Origin of the sequence: Brevundimonas vesicularis, from assembly GCF_044807075.1 — a bacterium.
GTDB classification, from domain to species: Bacteria; Pseudomonadota; Alphaproteobacteria; order Caulobacterales; family Caulobacteraceae; genus Brevundimonas; species Brevundimonas vesicularis_G.
Genome location: NZ_CP085234.1, coordinates 138,740 through 158,102, shown reverse-complemented (window position 1 = coordinate 158,102; position 19,363 = coordinate 138,740). Strand labels below are relative to the sequence as shown.

Here is a 19,363-nt window from a genome sequence, read left to right as displayed (position 1 = left end):
CGCACTGAGGCGAAAATCAGGCGTCGGCGTCAGGCTGCACGTCCGGGTGGGCCGAGGCGAAGGCGGGGTGGGCCAGGGCGGTCTGTTCGACCGCCAGCAGACGTGGCCAAGGCGACAGGTCCATGTTGAAGCGCCGCGCCGAATACATCTGTGGAATCAAATAACAATCGATCAGGGTCGGGGCGTCGCCGAAGCTCCATCCGGCGCCGTGACGGGCGATCAGAGCCTCCAGCGCGTCGAAGCCCGGCGCGATCCATCCTGCGGCCCAGGCGTCCACGGCGGCCTGATCGGCGTTGAACTCAGACCGGATGGCCTTCAACACGCGCAGATTGTTGAGCGGATGAATGTCGCAGCCGATCAGCGCGGCCATGGCGCGCACGGTCGCGCGGTCGTTCGCCCCCTTCGGCAGCAGGGCCGGTTCGGGGTGGGTTTCCTCCAGCCATTCCAGAATGGCCGGGCTCTGGGTCAGGACCAGGTCGCCGTCCTGAAGGGCGGGGACCATGCCCTGCGGGTTCAACGCCACATAGTCGGGCGTCTTCTGTTCGCCCTTGCGCAGGTCGTGAGCGGCGTTGTCGTAGGTGATGCCTTTCAGGTTCAGGGCGATGCGGACCCGGTAGCTGGCGCCCGAGCGCCAATAGCCGTGCAGTATCATGGCTGGATCTCGAAGCTGAGCGTCTCAAGCCCGTCGATGGTGACGACCACGCGATCGCCCGGCTTGACCTGGCCGACGCCGGACGGGGTGCCGGTGAAGATCAGGTCCCCGGGTTGCAGCGACCACAGGGCGGCGGCAGCCGCGACGATCCGGTCGGGGTTCAGGATCATGTCGTTCAGGACGCTGTCCTGTCTGGTTTCGCCATTGACGCTCAAGCGGATGGCGCCGTCGGGCGAAGGCAGGTCGCCCAAGGTGATGGGGCCGCAGGGCGCGGACTGATCGAACCCCTTGGCGGCGTCCCAGGGGCGGCCGGCTTTTTTTGCCTCGGCCTGAAGATCACGACGGGTCAGGTCGCAGCCGACGGCCCAGCCAACAATACAGACCCCGCCGTCCTCCCCCGGACCGATCGCGGCGACCAGTTCGGCCTCGTAGTGCAGGTTCGCGGTCGCCGACGGATAGGATGGGTTTGCGCCGTCCGAGACGACGGCGTCGCCCGGCTTGGTGAAGAAGAAGGGCGTCTGCTTGTCGGGGTCCGACCCCATTTCGCGCGCATGGGCGGCGTAGTTCTGGCCCACGCAAAGGATGCGGCGAACGGGGAACCGCTGGTCCGATCCGACGATCGGCAAGGACGGGGCGGGGCGGGGCGCGAACAGCCATTGGGTCATGGCGACCGTTCTAGTGCGGCGAAAAGCCTGTGGCGAGAGGCGCGCGCCCGACCCACCTAAAGGAACCTCGTTGCGCATGTGGCGTTGCAACACGGGGTTCTCTATTCTACCGCCAAGCTTTCAACGGAGCGCGCACCATGGCCACCACCAAGGCTCGAGAAGACATCAAGGCCGACCTGAAGACCCTCAAGGAGGATCTGAAAACCGGCGCACGCGAAGAGACCCAACGCCTGCGCGACAAGGCCGCCGAGGCCGAGGCCAAGCTGCGCGCCAAGAGCGACGAAGTCCGCGAGCAGGCCCGCAGCTATTACGACGAAGCCCGCGTGAAGGGTCGCGAATATTATGACGACGCGGCCGAACGCTTCGACGAGGCGCAACGCTATGTCGTCGAGCGCGTGCAGGAGCGTCCGCTGCAATCGACCGCCGTGGCGCTCGGCGTCGGCGTCATCCTCGGCATGCTGCTGGCCGGCCGCCGTCGCTGATGTTCAAGGGCATCGTCAAAAAACTGGTGGCGACGGCTGTCGTCGCCGCCAGCGCGTTCCTGGCCGTCGTCTTCCTGGGCGTGGCCATCTTCTATGCGCTCAGCCTGACGCTGACGCCGCTCGGCGCGGCGGCGGTGACCTTCGGCCTGTTCGCGCTCGTCGCCCTGATCGTGACCCTGGTCTTCCTGAAGGGCGGCAAGCACGATGACGCCGAAGAGGAAGACGAGCCGGAAGGCCTGCTGGGCAAGGTGATCCACATTGTTCGCGAGCGGCCGATCGTCGGCGCGGTGGGCGGTCTGGGCGCCGCCTTTCTGCTGCTGCGCAATCCGGCTCTGGCGGCGATCGTCGCCAGCATGGTGGCGGATCGCAAGATGGACCAAGGCGGCTATTCGCGTCGTCGCCGTCGATAGACGGGGAACGGTCCGCTCAGCTTGACGTTGATCAAGCACACCGACGAACGGCTCTTGGGTCGCCGACGGCAACATCAACTCAGGAGAGCTAAACCCATGATGCGCTGGGCAATTATCTTCCTCGTCGTGGCCTTGGTCGCGGCCGTGCTGGGCTTCGGCGGCATTGCGAACTTCTCGTTCGAGATCGCCAAGTTCGTCGCCGTCGTCGCGATCATCCTGTTCGTCATCGCTCTGGTGGCCGGCGGACTACGTGGACGGGGTTCGCCGCGACTATAGGCTTGCGGCCATAAGATCGAGAGAGGGGCGGGGCTCAGGTTCCGCCCTTTTTTGTGCCCGATCGTGAGTAAAAAAGAACTTTACATCACAAAGTTTGCAGGTGATGCTATCTCATCGGTTCGAGGAGGAGAGCATCATGACCCGCGAGACCCAAGCCATTCAGGACGACATCGCCTATCTGCGCGGTCTGGCGCACGAGGGGCGGCATGCGCCTCTTCTGGCCGGCCCGATCCTGGTGACGGCCGGCATCGTGTTCGGAACCACCAGTCTGATCCAATGGGCCATCCAGTCCGGGCTCGTGCGCCTCAATCCCTGGTCCCAGCTGTGGGTTTGGATCGTCGCCGCGGTGGTGTTCGCCGTCGCCCTGACTTTCCTGATCGGCCGCATCAAGTCAAAGCCCGGCGTCAACTCCGCCGGCAACAAGGCGGTCGGCGCGGCTTGGGAGGGCGTGGGCTTCGGGATCTTCGTCACCTGGCTGGCGCTCGTCGCTCTGTCCTTCAAGACCGGCCAATGGTCCTGGATGGCGGTGATGCCGACGGTGGTTCTGGTCGCCTATGGTTCGGCCTGGATGATCGGCGCGGCCATGACCAAAACGCGCTGGATGTCCTTTACGGCCTTGGCTTCCTACGTCGGCGCCGTCGCCGTCGCCTGGTTCATGGGCAGCGCCACGATCTATCCGGTATTCGCCGTGATCCTGTTGGCCGTGGCGCTGGTCCCGGGCATCGTCCTGATGCGTCAGGAACCGTCGGAGGTGGTCTGAGCATGGCCGACGACTTCGACATCAGCCGGATCGACGACGTCATTCACGGGCGCATCCGGCTGGGGATCATGGCCTTTCTGTCCGGGGCCGGATCGGCGGACTTCACCACGCTGAAGACGCGGTTGCAGACGACGGACGGCAATCTGTCGGTCCATCTGCGAAAGCTTGAAGAGGCGGGGTTTGTCGCCGTCTCCAAGAGTTTCAACGGTCGCAAGCCGCTGACGGAGGCCAGTCTGACCGATCAGGGACGCGACGCCTTCGTCGCCTATCTGGATGCAATGGCGGGCCTGCTGCCAGAGCGGTGAACATAGGCGAAAGCATGAAAGATGCTCTCGCTTTCATCCTGGAGCCTGGCTCACGGCCTCGACGTAATCGCGAAGCGATTTCATCTCAACCGATCAGGCTCTAGAAGCGCGGTCATGACCGACCGCCTTCACGCCTACGAGGCCATCGACAACTTTCGCGACTACGGCGATTACGCCACGACGGCAGGGCGGCGCGTGAAGCCTGGCCGACTGCTGCGTTCGGCCCATCACGCGCGGGCGAGCCAGGCGGACCTGGAGCGTCTGAAGGCGCTGGACATCGGGGCCGTGGTCGATCTGCGCCGACCCAGCGAGCGCCGCGACCAGCCATCGCGTCGGCCTGAAGGCTTCAGCGGGCAGATCATCGAAGGTGGCGTGGACGACGGCGCCGAGGCGCCGCACATCACCTTTCTGAAGACCGCCGATCTGACGCCGGAGTCGGGGCGGCGCTTCATGACCCAGACCTATCGCAGCCTGCCGTTCGACCCGTCGCATCAGGACGTGTTCGGCCGCTATTTTCAGGCGCTGGCGGATCAAGACCGGCCCTTGGTGATCCACTGCGCGGCGGGCAAGGACCGGACGGGTTTTCTCGCCGCCCTGACCCACCATCTGCTGGGCGTGTCGCGCGACGACATGGTCGAGGACTATCTGCTGACCAACACCGCCGTCGATCTGGCGGGCCGGGCGCCCGGCATCGCCAGACAGCTGCACAAGATGACGGGTCGGGTCGCGTCGGACGACGCGATCGTCGCCTTTTTGGGGGTCGAGGCCGCCTATCTGGAAGCCGCCTTCGCCGAGGTCGAAGCGCGGCATGGATCGGTGGACGCCTATCTGAAGGAGGCGCTTGGCGTCGATGCGGCGCGCCGCGATCGGATCGTGCAGCGGCTGACCGCGTGAGCGAGGTTTTCAGCCAGACCGTCAAGCGCGACGCGCCCTGGGTCGATCCGGTTACGGTGGCGGCGGGTCTCGGCGGCGGCGACGGCGCGCTGGCCCTGCTGTCGGACGGCGGGCCGGGCGGTCGCTGGTCCCACGTCGCCCAGGCGCCGGACGTCGTGCAGGTCGGCCCGGTGGATGAGGCCGCGCCGTTCGAGGCGCTGCGAAATCCGCTGTTCGCCGCCGGGGTCGTCGGTCTGGCCGCCTATGACGCAGGGGCTCGGCCGGCCACCGGACGGCGCGAGACGGTCTGGCCCGATCTGATGCTGGCCCGCTATCCCGCCATGCTGAGCTTCGATCATCAAAGGCGCTCAGTGTGCGCCACGGGAAGAGGTGCGACGGCGGAGCAGGCGACGGCGGCGGCCGAGCGGGCCCTGACCTGGTTGGCGACGGCCGCGCGGGTCGTGACCCCCTCCGCGCCAGCCGACCGGTTCGAGGCCGAGGCGCCGGCGAGCGCCTATCGCGACGCGGTCGCGGATGTGGTGCAGCGCATCGGGGCGGGGGAGCTGTTTCAGGCCAATATCGCCCGGGCCTGGTCCGGGGAGCTGAGCCCCGGCCGCGATCCGTTCGAGGTTTTTTTGCGGCTGCAAAAGGAGCGGGCGTCGCCGTTCGGAGCCTATTGGCGCATCGGAGATCGGGCGCTGGTGTCGAACTCCCCCGAACTGTTCCTCGCCTTCGATCCCGCCAACCGCCGCATCGAGGCCCGCCCGATCAAGGGCACCCGACCGCGTGCGGACGACCCCGATCAAGACCATGCCCTGGCGAGCGAGCTTCGGGCCAGCCTTAAGGATAGGGCGGAAAATCTGATGATCGTGGATCTGATGCGCAATGATCTGGCGCGCGTGTCACGGCCCGGATCGGTTCAGGTGCAAACGCTGTTCGAGGTCGAACACCACCCGACGGTGCACCACTTGGTCTCGACCGTGACCGCCGAGGCCGAGCAAGGCGTCGGCCCGGCCGAGCTGCTGGAGGCGACCTTTCCGCCGGGATCGATCACCGGCGCGCCCAAACATCAGGCCATGAAGGTGATCGCGGCGCACGAGCCGCCGCGAGGTCCTTGGTGCGGGTCGTTGTTCCTCATCGGCGACGGCGGCGCGATGACGGCTTCGGTGCTGATCCGAACGGCCGGATTCGTGATGAAAGACGGCGTGTGGACCTATCGCACCTTGGCCGGCGCCGGCATCGTCGCGGACAGCCATCCGGCCGCCGAGGAGGCTGAAACGGACGCCAAGATCTCGGCGCTGCGACAGGCGCTGATTGGCCCGTCAGCCTAGCAGTCGGAACAAACGATCAAATCTGTCGTGCGAGGACGAAGATAAGCCATGCGTTTGAACCGCGTGGCGGCGGGCGCGATCTGATCGAAGGGCGAGTCGAAGTCGTAGTTGGCCTCGGCGATGATGACCGACTCCCCTTCGGCCAACATGTCGTCGGGCACCTTGGCTTCCGCTACCGTGAGCTTGCTTGCGATGCCTTTCCCGATGCTCCAGTCCACCCGATAGGTGGTGGCGTTGACGCGGGTGACGCTGCTGACCCTCTGCGTCAGGGTGGTGGTGGCGAAGGGGGACATGATGACGTCGCCGATCGCGAAAACGTCCTCGATCTGGCTCTTGACGAACTTGTCGTTCTGAGAGGTCAGGTCAGCGACCATGGCCGCGACGTGATCGGTGCGCTTCAAGGCCATATAGGCCTGACAGTATTCGACCATGGCGAAATACATCACGATCAGGACCGGCGCCAGGAAGGCGAATTCGATGGCGGCGACACCACGCGTATCGCGCGCCAGCCGCTTCCAGACGTGACGTTCGAGGGGCTTAGGACGCATTCCACGGCTCGTTCTGGAAGGCCGTCGCCGTGGTCAGCAGCACCTTTCCAACGCCGACGCGCGACACGGCCTGGCTGACGAACGGCGTCGCGAGGGGGTGCACGTACCAGACGCGCACCAGGATGATGTTTCCGGGCTTTCCGCCATCATAGATGGTCTTGGTGTCGTCGATCGCGCCGTTTGCGACCGGGTCGGTCGTGTCCGGTCGCGAGAAGGCCGGGATCACCCGCACATCGACGGTCGCGCGGCTGGTGCAGTCGTTCTTGAACAGGATCATGCGATTGCACAGTTCCGTCTTGAACGCCGCCTTGTCGAAACGCCTTGCGTCCGCCTGCCCCGTGCGGATGAGGCGGCCGCTTTCCATGGTCGCCGTCTCCAGAACGGAATCCAGGATGAAGACGACCCCCAGTTCCAGTATCGAGAAGATCATCAGGAAGAAGGGAATGGCGACCATGGCGAACTCCACGGCCGCCGCGCCTTCGCGCCTTCGCTTGGAGCGCGCGGTCCGTGACTTCGACGATCTCCAGAAAGCCATCACCCGTGATCAGGGCGCGGTAGGCGCGGGGGCCGCCGATGAGGACGAGGACCGGACGCTGGGGGTGCAGGACACGCCGCAGGCCATTTCGGTCGCCTGGGCGCCGCGCCAGACCCGAACCGAGCCGGTCGAGCCGCCGGTCACCACCACTTCGCGCTGAAACAGGGTGCGGCCGACGCCGTCAACCGCGACCACTTCGGTCACGCCATAGCCCTTGCCGACGATGAACATGGTGTTGGCGTCAACCAGCGAGACGTCCGCGATCTGGGGATTGCCGACGATGATGGAAGCTGCGGCCCCCCGAAGCTGAACGCGCGCCGAACGATCGATCTCGACATTCAGGGCGCCGTCCTGGGCGCTGGCGACGACAGGGGCTACGATCAGGGCGGCGGCGATCAGGAAGGACGGGATGCGAGACATCGGCGGCTCTTGAGAGTGGCGCGTGCAAACGCGGACGCGCGCATGATGCGGCGGTGATCCTCAACAAAGGCTGAAGCGCGGGAATGGAAATTTTCTTTGGTAAATCGAGGCGTAACCAAACCTCGTAGCTCTGATTTAACGGGGGTCTGGCAGTTTGATCCTGCGTTTGGGGGTCAAGCGGGCTACCGGCTCCCCCCGCCAACTAGCTCGCTAGACCATTTGAAAAAGGACCTACCCATGACCAAGTTCATTTCGCGTTTCGCCAAAGACGAGTCGGGCGCCACCGCTATCGAATACGGCCTGATCGCTGCTCTGATCGCCGTCGCCCTGATCACCGTGCTCGGCACCATGAGCGGCCAGCTGAAGGCCACCTTCACCAAGGTCGAGAACTCGCTGAAGGCCGCGAACGCCTAAGACGCACGACAGATCTCCCAATCTGTCGGAAGGGCCGGGACGCAAGTCCCGGCCCTTTTCGCATGGCGGCAACCCAACCTTAAGTCCTGTCGGACAAGATGTTGATCATGGACATTCTGCTGCTCATTCTGCTTGGCATTTTTCCCGCCCTGGTGATCGTCGGGGGGCTGCACGACCTCATCACCATGAAGATCCCGAACTGGATCTCTCTGGCCTTGGTCGGGGCCTTCTTCCCCATCGCCTTTCTGGTCGGGGCGGCGCCGATGGATGTCGCCATCCACTCCGGGGTCGGCTTCGCGGCCTTGCTAGTCGGGATGGGCATGTTCGCCGCCGGCTGGATCGGCGGAGGCGACGCCAAGCTGCTGGCGGCAAGCTGTCTTTGGATGGGCGTCAGCGGGCTGGCGCCGTTCCTGATCTGGACGGGCCTGGCTGGGGGCGCCTTCTGTCTGCTGCTGATGACGGCGCGTCAGTATTTTCCGATGGTCGCACCGTCGGTGTCTCAGGGGTGGGTCATCAATCTGATGCAGCCCAAGGGGGATATCCCTTATGGCGTCGCCATCGCCGTCGGCGCCCTGCTGGCGCTGCCAGAGAGCGGCTTGCTGCTGACCTTCGCGTCGGGTCGCTGAGGCTGAATTGCCTGACGTTCGGGGCGCTTAGGAAGCGTTAACCCGCAAGGCTCATGATCGTTAACGGTAGGCGTCGGGGGATGAATCCGAAACAGAGCGCCCGCTGGAGACATCCTGGATGAAGCCCGCCCGCATCGTTGTCATCTGCATCGCCGCCGTCTCGGCCATTGGCCTGGCCCTGGTGGTCCGCGCCATGGGATCGTCGTCGAACGAGCCAGCCGCACCCGCCGCCGCCGCGCCGGTCGAAGTCCGGCCCATGGCCAAGGTGCTGGTCGCCGCCAAGGATCTGGAACCCGGCAAGCGTCTGGTCGAGGCTGACCTTGAATGGAAGGATTGGCCCGTCGATGAGGTCAATCCGATCTTCATCACCGACGGCTCGACGCCCGTCCCGGCAAGGCCTGCCGAGGAAAGCGCGACGGAAAAGGCGACCGACGCCGTCGCCCGTGTCGCCAAGGCGGCGACGGAACTGGCCACCACCGGCGCCAAGTCCGACTATATCGGCTCGGTGGTCCGCGAACCCATTCTGGCCGGTGAGCCGATCGTGTCGCGCAAGATCGTGCGCGCCGGCGACAGCGGCTATCTCGCCGCCTATCTGGAGCCGGGCATGCGGGCCATGGCCATCGCCGTCACGGTGGAATCCGCCGCCGGCGGGTTCATCCTGCCGGGCGATCGGGTCGACGTGGTGCTGACCGCCGAAACCAGCCGCAACGGCGCCGTCGAGGGCGCGACCAAGTCCAAGTTCGCCTCGGGCGTGGTGCTGCAGAACATCAAGGTCCTGGCCATCGACCAGGCGACCCGCGTCGGCGACGACGCCCAGGCCGTGGTCGGCGCGACCGCGACGCTCGAGGTCCGGCCGCAGGACTCCGTCTTGCTGGCCCAGGCCAAGTCCGAGGGCGAACTGTCCCTGTCCCTGCGCTCCTATGCCGATACCGCCGGGCCGTCCGGCGCCACGCGCCGCCCCGTCGCGGCCGTATCCCAACCCAAGGCCGTGCGCATCTATCGCGGCGGCGCGCCCGAAGTGGTGGCCGTGCCATGAGAGCCCAATCGATGCGTCGACCCCTGATGCGCAAGGCCGCCGTCGCCGCCGCCTGCGCCATGCTCGCCACCCTTACAGCCGCCCCCGTCGGCGTCGCCCAGACCCGCGCCGCCGTGTCGACCGGCGCGGCGCAGCGCCTGATCAATCTGCCGCGCGGCACCTCCTTCGCCGTCGACCTGCCCGCCGATGCGCGCGACGTCATCGTCTCCAATCCGCAGGTGGCCGAGGCCATGCTGCATTCCCCGCGCCGCATCACAGTCATCGGCATCGCGCCGGGCGAAACCGACGCCGTGTTTCTGGACGGCGCCGGTCGCACCATCCTGAGCCTGCGCGTTCGGGTGGACGCCGGCACCAGCGCGCTTCAGGATACGCTCGACCGCATGATCCCCGGCGGCGGTGTTCGGGCCGAGGCCGTTAACGACAGCATCATCCTGAGCGGTGTCGCCGAGAACCCAGCCCAATCAACCCAGGCCAGCCGCATCGCCGCGGCCTTCGTCTCGGCGCCGGACAAGGTTCTGAACCTGATCACCGTGCCGGGCTCGGATCAGGTGACCCTGAAGGTCCGCGTGGTCGAGGTGCAGCGCAACGTCATCAAGCAGTTGGGTTTCAACACCTCGGCGGTGCTGGGGCAGTTGGGCGACGCGCAGTGGCTGCTGGGCAATGCCGCGACCTGGGGCGTGAACGGCGCTCTGCTGGGCGGCATCAGCGCCGGAACATCTATCGATACGACCAAGAATTACGTTCTCCAGGCGCCTTGCGGCGGAGGGTTCCCGGCCGGTACGCTTTGCAACGTCACTGTGAACGGGCCAGAGGACGCCGCGAATTGGGACACCGCGCAACCCGGCACTGGCCCTGGTTCGGATGGGTTGAACAAGGGCGAGGCCATGCTGAAGGCCTTCGAGCGCGTCGGCCTGCTACGGACCTTGGCCGAGCCGAACCTGACCTCCGTCAATGGCGAGGCCGCCAGCTTCCTGGCGGGCGGTGAGTTCCCCGTGCCGGCCAGCCGTGACGCGCAGGGTCAGATCACCGTCCAGTACAAGCCCTACGGCGTGGGTCTGTCGTTCCGTCCGGTCGTTCTGTCGGGCGGTCGCATCAGCCTTCAGGTCAAGGTCGAGGTGTCCGAACTGTCGTCGCAAGGCGGCCTGACGATCGGCGCGGGAACGGCTTCGTCGATCACCCTGCCGGGTCTGACGGTCCGTCGCAGCGAGAACACCATCGAAATTCCCTCCGGCGGATCGATGATGATCGCCGGCCTGCTTCAGGAAAACAGCCGTCAGGCGATCGACTCCCTGCCCGGCGTGACCAATCTTCCGGTGCTGGGCCAGCTGTTCCGATCACGCGACTATCTGATGGGCGAGACCGAGCTGGTTGTCATCGTCGAGCCCTATATCGTCAGCCCGACCTCGCCGTCGCGGATGCAGACGCCGGCCGATGGCTTGCGGATCGCCGAGGACAGCCAGACCATCCTCTTTGGCCAGTTGAACCAGGTCTACGGGTTGCCGAATGCGCCCCCGGCGGGTTCGGTCGGCTATGTGATCGAGTGAGCGCATCATGACTCGCACCCTGATTGCCACGCTTCTGACGACCACGGCCCTGGCGCTGGGCGCCTGCGTCGGCGGCCCCGCCAGCCTGGGCGGGGAGCCGCCGCTGACGCCGACATCGCGTTACCAGCTTCAGGTCGAGCCCGATCTGGATCGCATCGCGCTGGCCGTGCACGACACTGGCCTGTCGCCCGCGCAGAACGGGGCGTTGCAGGCGCTGGTCGGGCGCTATCGCTATGTCGACGCTGTGCCGATGGTCATCGAGGTCCCGGCCGGAGACGACCCCGTCGCGGTGAAAACCGCCTATGACATCAAATCGGCCCTGGCGGCCTACGGCGTCGCGCCGGAGCGCATCACCTTGGTCAGCTATGCGGCGCCGGACCCGCGCGCGCCGGTCGTGGTCGGCTATCAGACGATCCGCGCCGCCGTGCCGCGGTGTGGAACGACCTGGGGCAATCTGAGCCGCACCGGCGACAACCAGTCGGCCTTCAATTTCGGTTGCGCGGTCACGGCCAATCTCGCCGCCCAGATCGAGGACCCGCGCGACATTCAAAGGCCGCGCCCGATGACGCCCGCGGACGCCGGACGCCGCACGGTGGTGCTCGATCTCTATCGCGGCGGCAAGCCGACATCGGCGGAAGCCGAAACGCTGATCCGGGAAACCGCCGTGTCGCGTGCGGTGAACTGACCCATGAGCACCGCCCCAGCCCCTCGCGACTTCGACACCTTCGACGACGCGTTCGATGTCGACATGGAGTTCGCTGCGCCGATCGACGAGATGGCCACCCCGCGCTCGCCGCTTCAGTTCACCGCACCGCCGGCGGAGCCCCCATCGCCCGCGCCGCTGGCGCCCGTCCCGGCCGCGCCCGCCTATGTGCCTGAAGCTGCGGGCTTCAATCCGGTCGGCGACGTGGTGGCCCAGGCGCAGGCCAGCCTGGTGGAGACGGGTCTGGCCTTCACCGGCCTGGCCCCGGCCAGCAACATCGGCGAAGTGTCGGTGCCGCGCATCGCCATCCACGTCTTCGCCGAACGCCAGGACACCCTGGCCTCGGCCGAGCGCGCGGCTCAGGATCGTCGCCTGTCACGCGCCACGACCCAGATCCGCATCGGCGGCGTCGCTGCGGCGGTCGAGACCTATCAGCATGAGCCGACGCCGCCGCTGATCATCGTCGAGTGCCTGAAAGACCCCCAGACCCTGCTGTGGGAGGTCGACCAACTGGCCGAGGTCTGCGACGCGGGCACCAAGGTCATCGTGGTGGGGGCGACCAACGACATCATCCTGTTCCGCGAGCTGATGCGGCGCGGGGTCAGCGAATATCTGGTCGCGCCCTTGCAGCCGTTGCAACTGATCGCAGCCATCGGCGGTCTGTTCAACGATCCGGCCCAGCCTTTCGTCGGACGCACCATCGCCTTCGTCGGCGCGCGGGGCGGGGCGGGGGCCTCGGCCGTTGCACACAACACCGCCTATGCGATCTCCGAACGGATCGGCGCCAATACGGTGATCGTCGATTACGACCTGCCGTTCGGCACGGCCGGCCTGGACTTCAACCAGGACCCACTGAGCGGCGTCGCCGACGCCCTGGGTCAGCCCGAGCGGCTGGATTCGACGCTGCTGGACCGGATGATGGTCCGCTGCACCGACAAGCTGAGCCTGTTCGCCGCGCCCGCCAGCCTGGACACGGACTGGGACATCTCGACCGAGGCGTTCGAAGAGGTCACCAACCAGATCCGCGCCACGGCGCCCTTCGTCGTGCTGGACCTGCCGCATCTGTGGTCGCCTTGGATGCGTCGCACCCTGATCAGCGCCGATGAGGTTGTGGTCGTGGCGACGCCGGACCTGGCGTCGCTGCGCAACGCCAAGAACATGATCGACCTGATCCGACAGGGCCGCCCCAATGACGCGCCGCCGCGTCTGGTGCTGAACCAGGTCGGGGTGCCAGGGCGTCCCGAGATTCCGGCCAAGGACTTCGGCGCCGCGCTCGGCGTGCATCCCAGCCTGATCATTCCGTTCGACGCCAAGACCTTTGGCGCAGCCGCCAACAACGGCCAGATGATCCTGGACGCTGGCGCGAAGACAAAGTCGGCCGAAGCCTTCCAGACCCTGGCCCAGATCGTGTCGCGCCGCGAACTGCCGATGGTGGCGGGACCCAAGGCCAAGCCGGGCAAGTCCGGCAAGGCGGAAAAGGCCAAGCCGGCGGACGGGGCGTCGAAGTCCCTGTTCGCCAATATGTTCAGGAAGCGCTGACGCATGTTCGGTAAACGCACAGGTCAGCCCGGCGCCGCGCCCACGCCTTTGCGTCCGGCCCCGACCCCGCCGCCCGCCGGGGGCGAACCTGTGTCGGCCTTCACGATGGAGGCAGCGGCGCCTGCGATGGCGAAGGCGGCCAAGGCGCCGGCCTATGCTTACGCAGACGAAGACATTGAACTGGCGGCGACGGCCTTTGATCGCCCCTCGGCACCGGCCCAGCCCGCGCCGGTGGATCGGCTGGACGCCCTGGCCTCGCGACCCAAGCCCGCGCCGGAGGCTCCGCACCCGACCGGCAACGTCGCCGGAGCCGGACCCAAGGCCACGGCGGGTCTTGAGCAGCTGAAGAAGGCTCAGGCGGTCGCCGAGATCGTCCGGGAACAGAGCGACTACTATCACGCCACGAAGACGACGATCTTCAACGCGTTGATGAACACCATCGACCTGGCCCAGCTGGCGCATCTGGAGCAGAAGGCGGCGTCGGAAGAGATCCGCGACATCGTCGCCGAACTGGTGGCGATCAAGAACGTCTCCATGTCGGTCGCCGAGCAGGAGCATCTCGTTCAGGACATCGTTAACGACGTCCTGGGCTATGGCCCGCTGGAGCCGCTGCTGAGCCGCGACGACATCGCCGACATCATGGTCAATGGCGCGGGCCGGGTCTTCATCGAGGTCGCGGGCAAGGTCCAGCTGACCAATGTCCGTTTCCGCGACAACACCCAGTTGATGAACATCTGCCAGCGGATCGTGAGCCAGGTCGGCCGCCGCGTGGACGAGTCGAGCCCCATCTGCGACGCCCGTCTGCCGGACGGTTCGCGCGTCAACGTCATCGCCCCGCCGCTGGCCATCGACGGCCCGACGCTGACGATCCGGAAGTTCAAGAAGGACAAGCTGACGATGAAGAATCTGGTGGAGTACGCCTCCATCAGTCCCGAGGGCGCGCGCGTTCTCGGCGTCATCGGCGCCTCGCGATGCAATCTGGTCATCTCGGGCGGCACCGGCTCGGGCAAGACGACGCTGCTGAACACCCTGACGGCCTTCATCGACCCGACCGAGCGCGTCATCACCTGCGAGGACGCCGCCGAACTGCAACTGCAGCAGCCGCATGTGGTCCGTCTGGAAACCCGCCCGCCGAACCTGGAAGGCCAGGGCACGATCACGATGCGGGATCTGGTCAAGAACTGTCTGCGGATGCGTCCCGAGCGGATCATCGTCGGCGAGGTGCGCGGACCCGAGGCGTTCGACCTGTTGCAGGCCATGAACACGGGCCACGACGGCTCGATGGGCACGCTGCACGCCAACTCCCCGCGTGAAGCCATCAGCCGGATGGAGTCCATGATCACCATGGGCGGCTACGGCCTGCCGTCCAAGACGATCCGCGAGATGATCGTCGGTTCGGTCGATGTGATCATTCAGGCCGCCCGCCTGCGCGACGGTTCGCGCCGCATCACTCACATCACCGAAGTCGTGGGCCTGGAAGGCGATGTGATCGTGACGCAAGACCTGTTCGTCTACGACATCACTGGCGAGGACGAGAACGGCAAGATCATCGGCCGTCACCGCTCGACCGGCATCGCCCGTCCGCGCTTCTGGGACCGGGCACGCTATTACGGGCTGGAGCGCGAACTGGCCGACGCCCTGGACGCGGCGGAGTAGGGCGCGATGCTGCCGATCCTCGCCGCCGTTCTGGCCTTCATCACCATCGGCGGGCTCGGCTGGGTCTTTGTCGGTGGTGACGACTCCTCGGCCCAGGCCGTCAAGCGCGCCCAGAGTCTGGGCGAGGGTAAGAAGAACCCTGCGCTCGCACGCAAGGCTGCAGCCGCCAATACGCCCGAGGCGCGGCGCAAACAGATCCTGCTCCAGCTTCAGGACGCGGACCGGCGGGAGCGCAAGGCGCGCACCACCCTGTCGTCTCGCCTAAGCCAGGCGGGTCTGAGCCTGAGCGTGCGCACCTTCTACATCATCTCGGCCGTGGTGGGGGTGGTGACCGGGTTGGGCGCCCTTGTGTTCGGCCTGCCGATCCCGATCGTGCTGGGGATCGCGCTGATCTTCGGTCTGGGGCTGCCGCGCTGGGTCGTGAGTTTCCTCGGAAAGTCGCGGATGAAGAAGTTCTCGCTGGAGTTCCCCAACGCCGTCGACGTCATCGTGCGCGGCATCAAGTCGGGCCTGCCGGTCCACGAATGTTTCAAGATCATCGCCCGAGAAAGCCCGGCGCCGCTGGGGCCGGAGTTCCAGAGGCTGGTCGAGGGTCTGGGGGTCGGGCTCACCTTGGAGCAGGCGCTGGAGAAGATGTACGGCCGGATGCCGACGTCCGAACTGCGCTTCTTCACCATCGTCATCGCTATCCAGCAAAAGACGGGCGGCAACCTGGCCGAGGCGCTGGGCAACCTGTCGGCCGTGTTGCGCGCTCGGCGGATGATGGGCGAGAAGATCAAGGCTCTGTCGTCCGAAGCCCTGGCCTCGGCCGGCATCATCGCTTCCCTGCCGCCTGCGGTCATGACGATGGTCATGTTCACCACCCCGTCCTATATGATGCCGCTGTTCACCGACTTCCGCGGCAACTTCCTGCTGTTGATCGCGGTCTGCCTGATGGCGACCGGCATCTTCGTCATGAAGCGCATGATCTCGTTCAAGTTCTGAGGCCGGGACCATGGAAGGTTTTATCCGCTTCGTCACCGACCCGCAGAACCTGCTCAGCATCGGCGTGGGCGTGCTGGTCTTTGCGACCATCATGACCCTGCTGTCGTCGATGACGGGCGGTGTGAAGCTGGACAAGCGGATGAAGGCCGTCGCCGAACGCCGCGACGATCTGAAACGCCGCTCGCGCGCCAACATGGCCGCAGGGCAAGGGGCGCTGCGTCACACCGACGACGGCTTCAAGAAGCGGATCGTGGATCGGCTGAACCTGACCAAGCTGCTGGAAGATCCCAAGGTTGCGGGCCAGATGGTGCAGGCCGGCTATCGTGGGCCGCGTCCGCTGACGACCTTCTACTTCTTCCGCTTCGCCTCGCCCTTCATCTTCATGGTGGTGGCGGCCTTCTATCTGTTCGTCCTCAAGGTCGTGGACTGGCCGACGATGAACAAGGTGACCGCGACGATGGCGGCGGCCGTCGCCGGCTTCTATGCGCCGAACCTGTATCTGAAGAACCGTATCGACAAGCGTCGCGCCTCGATTATGCAGGCCTTTCCCGACGCGCTGGACCTTCTGCTGATCTGCGTCGAAGCGGGCATGTCCATCGAGGCGGCGATCACCAAGGTGAGCCAGGAAATGGGGCCGTCGTCGATCGATCTGGCCGAGGAACTGTCGCTGCTGTCGGCCGAACTCAGCTATCTGCCGGACCGTCGGGTGGCCTATGAGAACCTAGGCAAGCGCACCAACCATCCGGGCGTCAAGTCGGTCGCGACCGCCATGACCCAGGCCGAAACCTATGGCACGCCGCTGGCCACTGCCCTGCGCGTCATGGCCAAGGAGAACCGCGATCTGCGGATGTCCGCCGCCGAGAAGAAGGCGGCGGCCCTGCCGGCCAAACTGACCGTACCGATGATCCTGTTCTTCCTGCCGGTCCTGTTCATCGTCATCCTGGGGCCAGCGATCCTGAACGTCATCGACATGATGAAAGACGGGCGTTAGGCGCGCTCGGCCGCCGCCTTCAGACCCTCGGCGGCCTTTTCGAACGCGGCCTTGATCGCCGGACGGTGCTTGTCGTGGAACAGCTCGCCGCGAATGCCGGAAAAGCGGATGCCGATGGCGACGATGCAGTTGCCGGGCGCCAACTCCTCGATCTGGATATAGCGCAGGCTCTGGAACAGGAAGCCGCGCCGTTCGGCCCAGACCAGCCGCGCGCGCGGCTGCCATTCCACCACCTGGGCCGCCGACTGGCGTTCGGCCATGTCGGGCCAGGCCTCGGTCATGGTCAGACGGCCGCCATAGGCGATGGCGCCCTCGACGTCCTTGTCGATCGGGTTCCAGGCGCCCCAGCCGGACAGGTCCGCGACCAGATCCCAGATGCGGTCCGAGGTCGCCTGAACGCCGACGCGTTTTTCGATGCGAGTGTCATCCATGGTTTCGCTCTGACACGGCTGGCCGCCGGAAGAAAGGCGCCGAGGCTCAGTCGGCCGCTTCGATCCGCTTCAACCGCCGTCCGTCGTCCAGTCCCAGCCGCGTCTTGACCTCGAACAGGTCGGCGCCGGCCGGAATGATCAGCAGCTTCTTGGGCTGGGCCGTGTTAACGGCGACGACGGCGCCCTTGGGACAGATGTCGAAACAGTCGGCGCCGACGACCGTCAGCTCGCCCCTGCGACCCTGTTTGCCCTTCTTCAGATGCAGATATTTTCTCAGCGCCTTCTTCAGCGTCAGATCGCCGCCGGGGCCGAAGCCGCCGTCCAGCTTTTTCGAACATTTGCGGCAGACCAGCACGACGTCGCGCCATTCGGTCTTTGCGCTCTTGAAGGCCTTCTCACCCATGCGGACAGAAATCGCCGTTCGCGACGGCTTGCACAAGCGGGTGTGGCGCCGTCACCTGTCGTCGGGCTGAAAATTTCACGGGACCTTCACATGCGCCGATTGTTCGCCGCCTCCACAATGGCGCTGCTGCTCGCCGCCGGCGCCGCTCAGGCTCAGGTCGATACGGCCAGCGTGGACGCCGCCGTGCAGCGCGTCATGCCAGAGGTCGTCGCGTGGCGGCGCGACTTCCACCAGCATCCCGAACTGGGCTTCGCCGAGACTCGGTCGGCCGGCGTGATCGCCGAGCACCTGCGGTCGCTGGGGCTGGAGGTCCGCACCGGGGTCGGCAAGACCGGGGTGATCGGCGTGCTGCGCGGCGCACGGCCGGGCCGGACGGTGGCCCTGCGCGCCGATATGGACGCCCTGCCGGTGCAGGAGGCGACGGGCCTGGCTTTCGCCTCCACCGCCACCGGGACCTATATGGGCAATACGGTTCCGGTGGCCCACGCCTGCGGCCACGACATGCATATGGCCATGCTGATGGGCGCGGCCGAGGTGCTGGCGGGGATGAAGGACCGGATCGCCGGCACGGTGGTCTTCGTCTTCCAGCCGGCCGAGGAGGGCGCGCCTCCAGGAGAGCCCAAGGGCGGGGCGGCCCTGATGATCGCCGAAGGGGCGCTGAACGATCCCAAGCCCGAGGCCATCTTCGGCCTGCATGTCGTGCCGGGCCGTCCGGGCAGCGTCTTCTATCGGCCCGAGGGCTTCATGGCCGCCTCCGACCGCGTGGATATCCGCCTGAAGGGCAAGCAGACGCACGGCGCCTGGCCCTGGCGCGGGGTCGATGTGATCGCGGTGGCGGGCCAGGTGGTCGAGACGGTCAACACCCTGACCGCGCGCACGGTCGATCCGACCACGACCCCGACCGTCTTCACCATCGCCACGATCAACGCCGGCGTCCGCTACAACATCATCCCTGACAGCGCGACTCTGTCCGGCACCCTGCGCACCTTCGATACGGCCCAGCGCGACGCCTTGGTCGCCCGCGCCGAGACCGCCATCGACCACGTCGCCGAAGCTTACGGCGCCACCGCCGAGTTCGGCGTCAGACAGAACGCCGCCCTGGTGTTCAACGACCCCGGCCTGTCCGCCTGGCTGGCCCCGGTCCTGACCGAGGCGGCGGGCGAGGGGAACGTCAACCCCGCCACGCCCCCGACCACGGTGGCCGAGGACTTCAGCTATTTCCAGCAGGTCATCCCCGGCGTCTTCTACCATCTCGGCGCCAGTCCCGACGGCGTCGACCCCGCGACCTCGGCGCCCAACCATTCGCCCGAGTTTTCGCCGAACGAGAAGGTCTTGCCGCTGGGCGTGAAGACGCACGTCCTTACGGCGCTGCGGTTCCTGGAGCGGAGTTAGGCGTACCAGCTCCAGCGGCAAACTGAGCTTGAAGCGAGACCTATTGTCGACGGAAGCCGTTAGCCCTCCGGTTAGCGCTTTCGGCATTTTTCGCATCATGCACGAAACATCCTTGCATACTGCGAGGATGTGTGAGTGCAATCCCTACGGGAAGATAGGCTTCCTCGGGAGAATTGAAATGAAGGCGCTTTCGACTGTCCGACTTGTTGCTTTGTCCGCCGTCATCGCAGGAACTGCCCTTGGTGCGACCGCCACTGCGAAGGCACCGGGCATAATGTATTTCCGCACCTTCTACAGCGACGAGACATTGACCACGCAGGTTGGTCATTATCTGGACCGTTGCTCCAACGGCAATGTGGTGCCTTCGCCCGTCAGCGGAACGACGTC

General features: G+C 66.2%; 24 protein-coding genes. 17 read left to right on the top strand and 7 right to left on the bottom strand.

Translation table 11 applies throughout. The annotated features are described in order from the left end of the window. Nucleotides 1-16 precede the first annotated feature (16 nt). Nucleotides 17-652: a maleylacetoacetate isomerase gene (maiA, locus tag LG306_RS00805; protein ID WP_404417180.1), complete on the bottom strand. Its 636-nt coding sequence runs from the start codon at nt 650-652 to the stop codon at nt 17-19. Then, the gene (locus LG306_RS00800; protein ID WP_404417177.1) at nt 649-1,317 is read right to left on the bottom strand and encodes a fumarylacetoacetate hydrolase family protein; all 669 of its coding nucleotides are present in this window, start codon (nt 1,315-1,317) and stop codon (nt 649-651) included. Before LG306_RS00800 ends, maiA begins: the two co-directional genes overlap by 4 nt. Nucleotides 1,318-1,454: 137 nt before the next feature. On the opposite strand from LG306_RS00800, the gene LG306_RS00795 reads away from it, so the two are divergent. The 7 genes from LG306_RS00795 to LG306_RS00765 all read left to right on the top strand — a co-directional run bounded on the left by LG306_RS00795 (nt 1,455) and on the right by LG306_RS00765 (nt 5,754). After that, nucleotides 1,455-1,799: a YqjD family protein gene (locus LG306_RS00795; RefSeq protein ID WP_017506144.1), complete on the top strand. Its 345-nt coding sequence runs from the start codon at nt 1,455-1,457 to the stop codon at nt 1,797-1,799. Further along, complete coding sequence (locus LG306_RS00790) at nt 1,799-2,209, top strand: hypothetical protein (RefSeq protein ID WP_265151334.1); 411 nt, start codon at nt 1,799-1,801, stop codon at nt 2,207-2,209. The genes LG306_RS00795 and LG306_RS00790 overlap by 1 nt, the downstream gene beginning before the upstream one ends. Before the next feature lie 96 nt (nt 2,210-2,305). Continuing rightward, the gene (locus LG306_RS00785; protein ID WP_017506146.1) at nt 2,306-2,485 is read left to right on the top strand and encodes a DUF1328 domain-containing protein; all 180 of its coding nucleotides are present in this window, start codon (nt 2,306-2,308) and stop codon (nt 2,483-2,485) included. Between the two features lie 136 nt (nt 2,486-2,621). Next, nucleotides 2,622-3,245: a hypothetical protein gene (locus LG306_RS00780; RefSeq protein ID WP_404417172.1), complete on the top strand. Its 624-nt coding sequence runs from the start codon at nt 2,622-2,624 to the stop codon at nt 3,243-3,245. 2 nt (nt 3,246-3,247) lie between these two features. Beyond that, nucleotides 3,248-3,550, top strand: coding sequence for a transcriptional regulator (locus tag LG306_RS00775; protein ID WP_066552877.1), 303 nt, complete (start codon nt 3,248-3,250; stop codon nt 3,548-3,550). A gap of 114 nt (nt 3,551-3,664) precedes the next feature. Continuing rightward, a complete protein-coding gene (locus LG306_RS00770) occupies nt 3,665-4,444 on the top strand; it encodes a tyrosine-protein phosphatase (RefSeq protein WP_404417168.1) in 780 nt (259 codons plus the stop codon). Then, nucleotides 4,441-5,754, top strand: coding sequence for an anthranilate synthase component I family protein (locus LG306_RS00765; RefSeq protein WP_404417166.1), 1,314 nt, complete (start codon nt 4,441-4,443; stop codon nt 5,752-5,754). The genes LG306_RS00770 and LG306_RS00765 overlap by 4 nt, the downstream gene beginning before the upstream one ends. On the opposite strand, the gene LG306_RS00760 is transcribed toward LG306_RS00765, so the two are convergent. The 3 genes from LG306_RS00760 to LG306_RS00750 all read right to left on the bottom strand — a co-directional run bounded on the left by LG306_RS00760 (nt 5,751) and on the right by LG306_RS00750 (nt 7,257). Next, on the bottom strand, nt 5,751-6,302 hold the full coding sequence (locus LG306_RS00760) for a TadE/TadG family type IV pilus assembly protein (RefSeq protein WP_269220470.1): 552 nt from the start codon (nt 6,300-6,302) through the stop codon (nt 5,751-5,753). The two genes, LG306_RS00765 and LG306_RS00760, sit on opposite strands and share 4 nt — an antisense overlap. Further along, complete coding sequence (locus tag LG306_RS00755) at nt 6,292-6,756, bottom strand: TadE/TadG family type IV pilus assembly protein (protein WP_241004749.1); 465 nt, start codon at nt 6,754-6,756, stop codon at nt 6,292-6,294. The genes LG306_RS00760 and LG306_RS00755 overlap by 11 nt, the downstream gene beginning before the upstream one ends. 90 nt (nt 6,757-6,846) lie before the next feature. After that, the gene (locus LG306_RS00750; protein ID WP_404417161.1) at nt 6,847-7,257 is read right to left on the bottom strand and encodes a pilus assembly protein N-terminal domain-containing protein; all 411 of its coding nucleotides are present in this window, start codon (nt 7,255-7,257) and stop codon (nt 6,847-6,849) included. Nucleotides 7,258-7,494: 237 nt separating this feature from the next. Here LG306_RS00750 and LG306_RS00745 point away from each other — a divergent pair, with 237 nt between their 5' ends. The 9 genes from LG306_RS00745 to LG306_RS00705 all read left to right on the top strand — a co-directional run bounded on the left by LG306_RS00745 (nt 7,495) and on the right by LG306_RS00705 (nt 16,750). Beyond that, nucleotides 7,495-7,671, top strand: coding sequence for a Flp family type IVb pilin (locus tag LG306_RS00745; RefSeq protein ID WP_017506154.1), 177 nt, complete (start codon nt 7,495-7,497; stop codon nt 7,669-7,671). A 107-nt stretch (nt 7,672-7,778) separates the two neighbouring features. After that, the gene (locus tag LG306_RS00740) at nt 7,779-8,297 is read left to right on the top strand and encodes a prepilin peptidase (protein WP_404417157.1); all 519 of its coding nucleotides are present in this window, start codon (nt 7,779-7,781) and stop codon (nt 8,295-8,297) included. 118 nt (nt 8,298-8,415) lie between these two features. After that, on the top strand, nt 8,416-9,333 hold the full coding sequence (cpaB, locus tag LG306_RS00735) for a Flp pilus assembly protein CpaB (RefSeq protein WP_404417154.1): 918 nt from the start codon (nt 8,416-8,418) through the stop codon (nt 9,331-9,333). Between the two features lie 11 nt (nt 9,334-9,344). Then, on the top strand, nt 9,345-10,877 hold the full coding sequence (locus LG306_RS00730) for a type II and III secretion system protein family protein (protein ID WP_404417151.1): 1,533 nt from the start codon (nt 9,345-9,347) through the stop codon (nt 10,875-10,877). 7 nt (nt 10,878-10,884) lie between these two features. After that, nucleotides 10,885-11,562, top strand: a complete 678-nt coding sequence (locus LG306_RS00725) for a CpaD family pilus assembly protein (RefSeq protein ID WP_404417148.1) — start codon at nt 10,885-10,887, stop codon at nt 11,560-11,562. Nucleotides 11,563-11,565: 3 nt separating this feature from the next. Beyond that, nucleotides 11,566-13,119, top strand: coding sequence for a CpaE family protein (locus tag LG306_RS00720; protein ID WP_404417145.1), 1,554 nt, complete (start codon nt 11,566-11,568; stop codon nt 13,117-13,119). A 3-nt stretch (nt 13,120-13,122) separates the two neighbouring features. After that, complete coding sequence (locus tag LG306_RS00715) at nt 13,123-14,775, top strand: CpaF family protein (RefSeq protein ID WP_404417142.1); 1,653 nt, start codon at nt 13,123-13,125, stop codon at nt 14,773-14,775. A 6-nt stretch (nt 14,776-14,781) separates the two neighbouring features. Further along, on the top strand, nt 14,782-15,759 hold the full coding sequence (locus LG306_RS00710; RefSeq protein WP_404417139.1) for a type II secretion system F family protein: 978 nt from the start codon (nt 14,782-14,784) through the stop codon (nt 15,757-15,759). 10 nt (nt 15,760-15,769) lie between these two features. Next, nucleotides 15,770-16,750 (top strand): type II secretion system F family protein, encoded by a 981-nt coding sequence (locus LG306_RS00705; RefSeq protein WP_404417136.1) that lies wholly within the window; start codon nt 15,770-15,772, stop codon nt 16,748-16,750. Here the strand turns inward: LG306_RS00705 and LG306_RS00700 are convergent. Further along, complete coding sequence (locus LG306_RS00700; protein WP_112863394.1) at nt 16,747-17,181, bottom strand: SRPBCC domain-containing protein; 435 nt, start codon at nt 17,179-17,181, stop codon at nt 16,747-16,749. The genes LG306_RS00705 and LG306_RS00700 overlap by 4 nt on opposite strands. Before the next feature lie 46 nt (nt 17,182-17,227). After that, nucleotides 17,228-17,584 (bottom strand): hypothetical protein, encoded by a 357-nt coding sequence (locus LG306_RS00695; protein ID WP_404417133.1) that lies wholly within the window; start codon nt 17,582-17,584, stop codon nt 17,228-17,230. Between the two features lie 90 nt (nt 17,585-17,674). Here LG306_RS00695 and LG306_RS00690 point away from each other — a divergent pair, with 90 nt between their 5' ends. Continuing rightward, nucleotides 17,675-18,976 carry an amidohydrolase gene (locus LG306_RS00690; protein ID WP_404417130.1) on the top strand — a complete coding sequence of 434 codons (1,302 nt, stop codon included), beginning with the start codon at nt 17,675-17,677 and terminating at the stop codon, nt 18,974-18,976. The last annotated feature ends 387 nt before the right edge of the window (nt 18,977-19,363 follow it).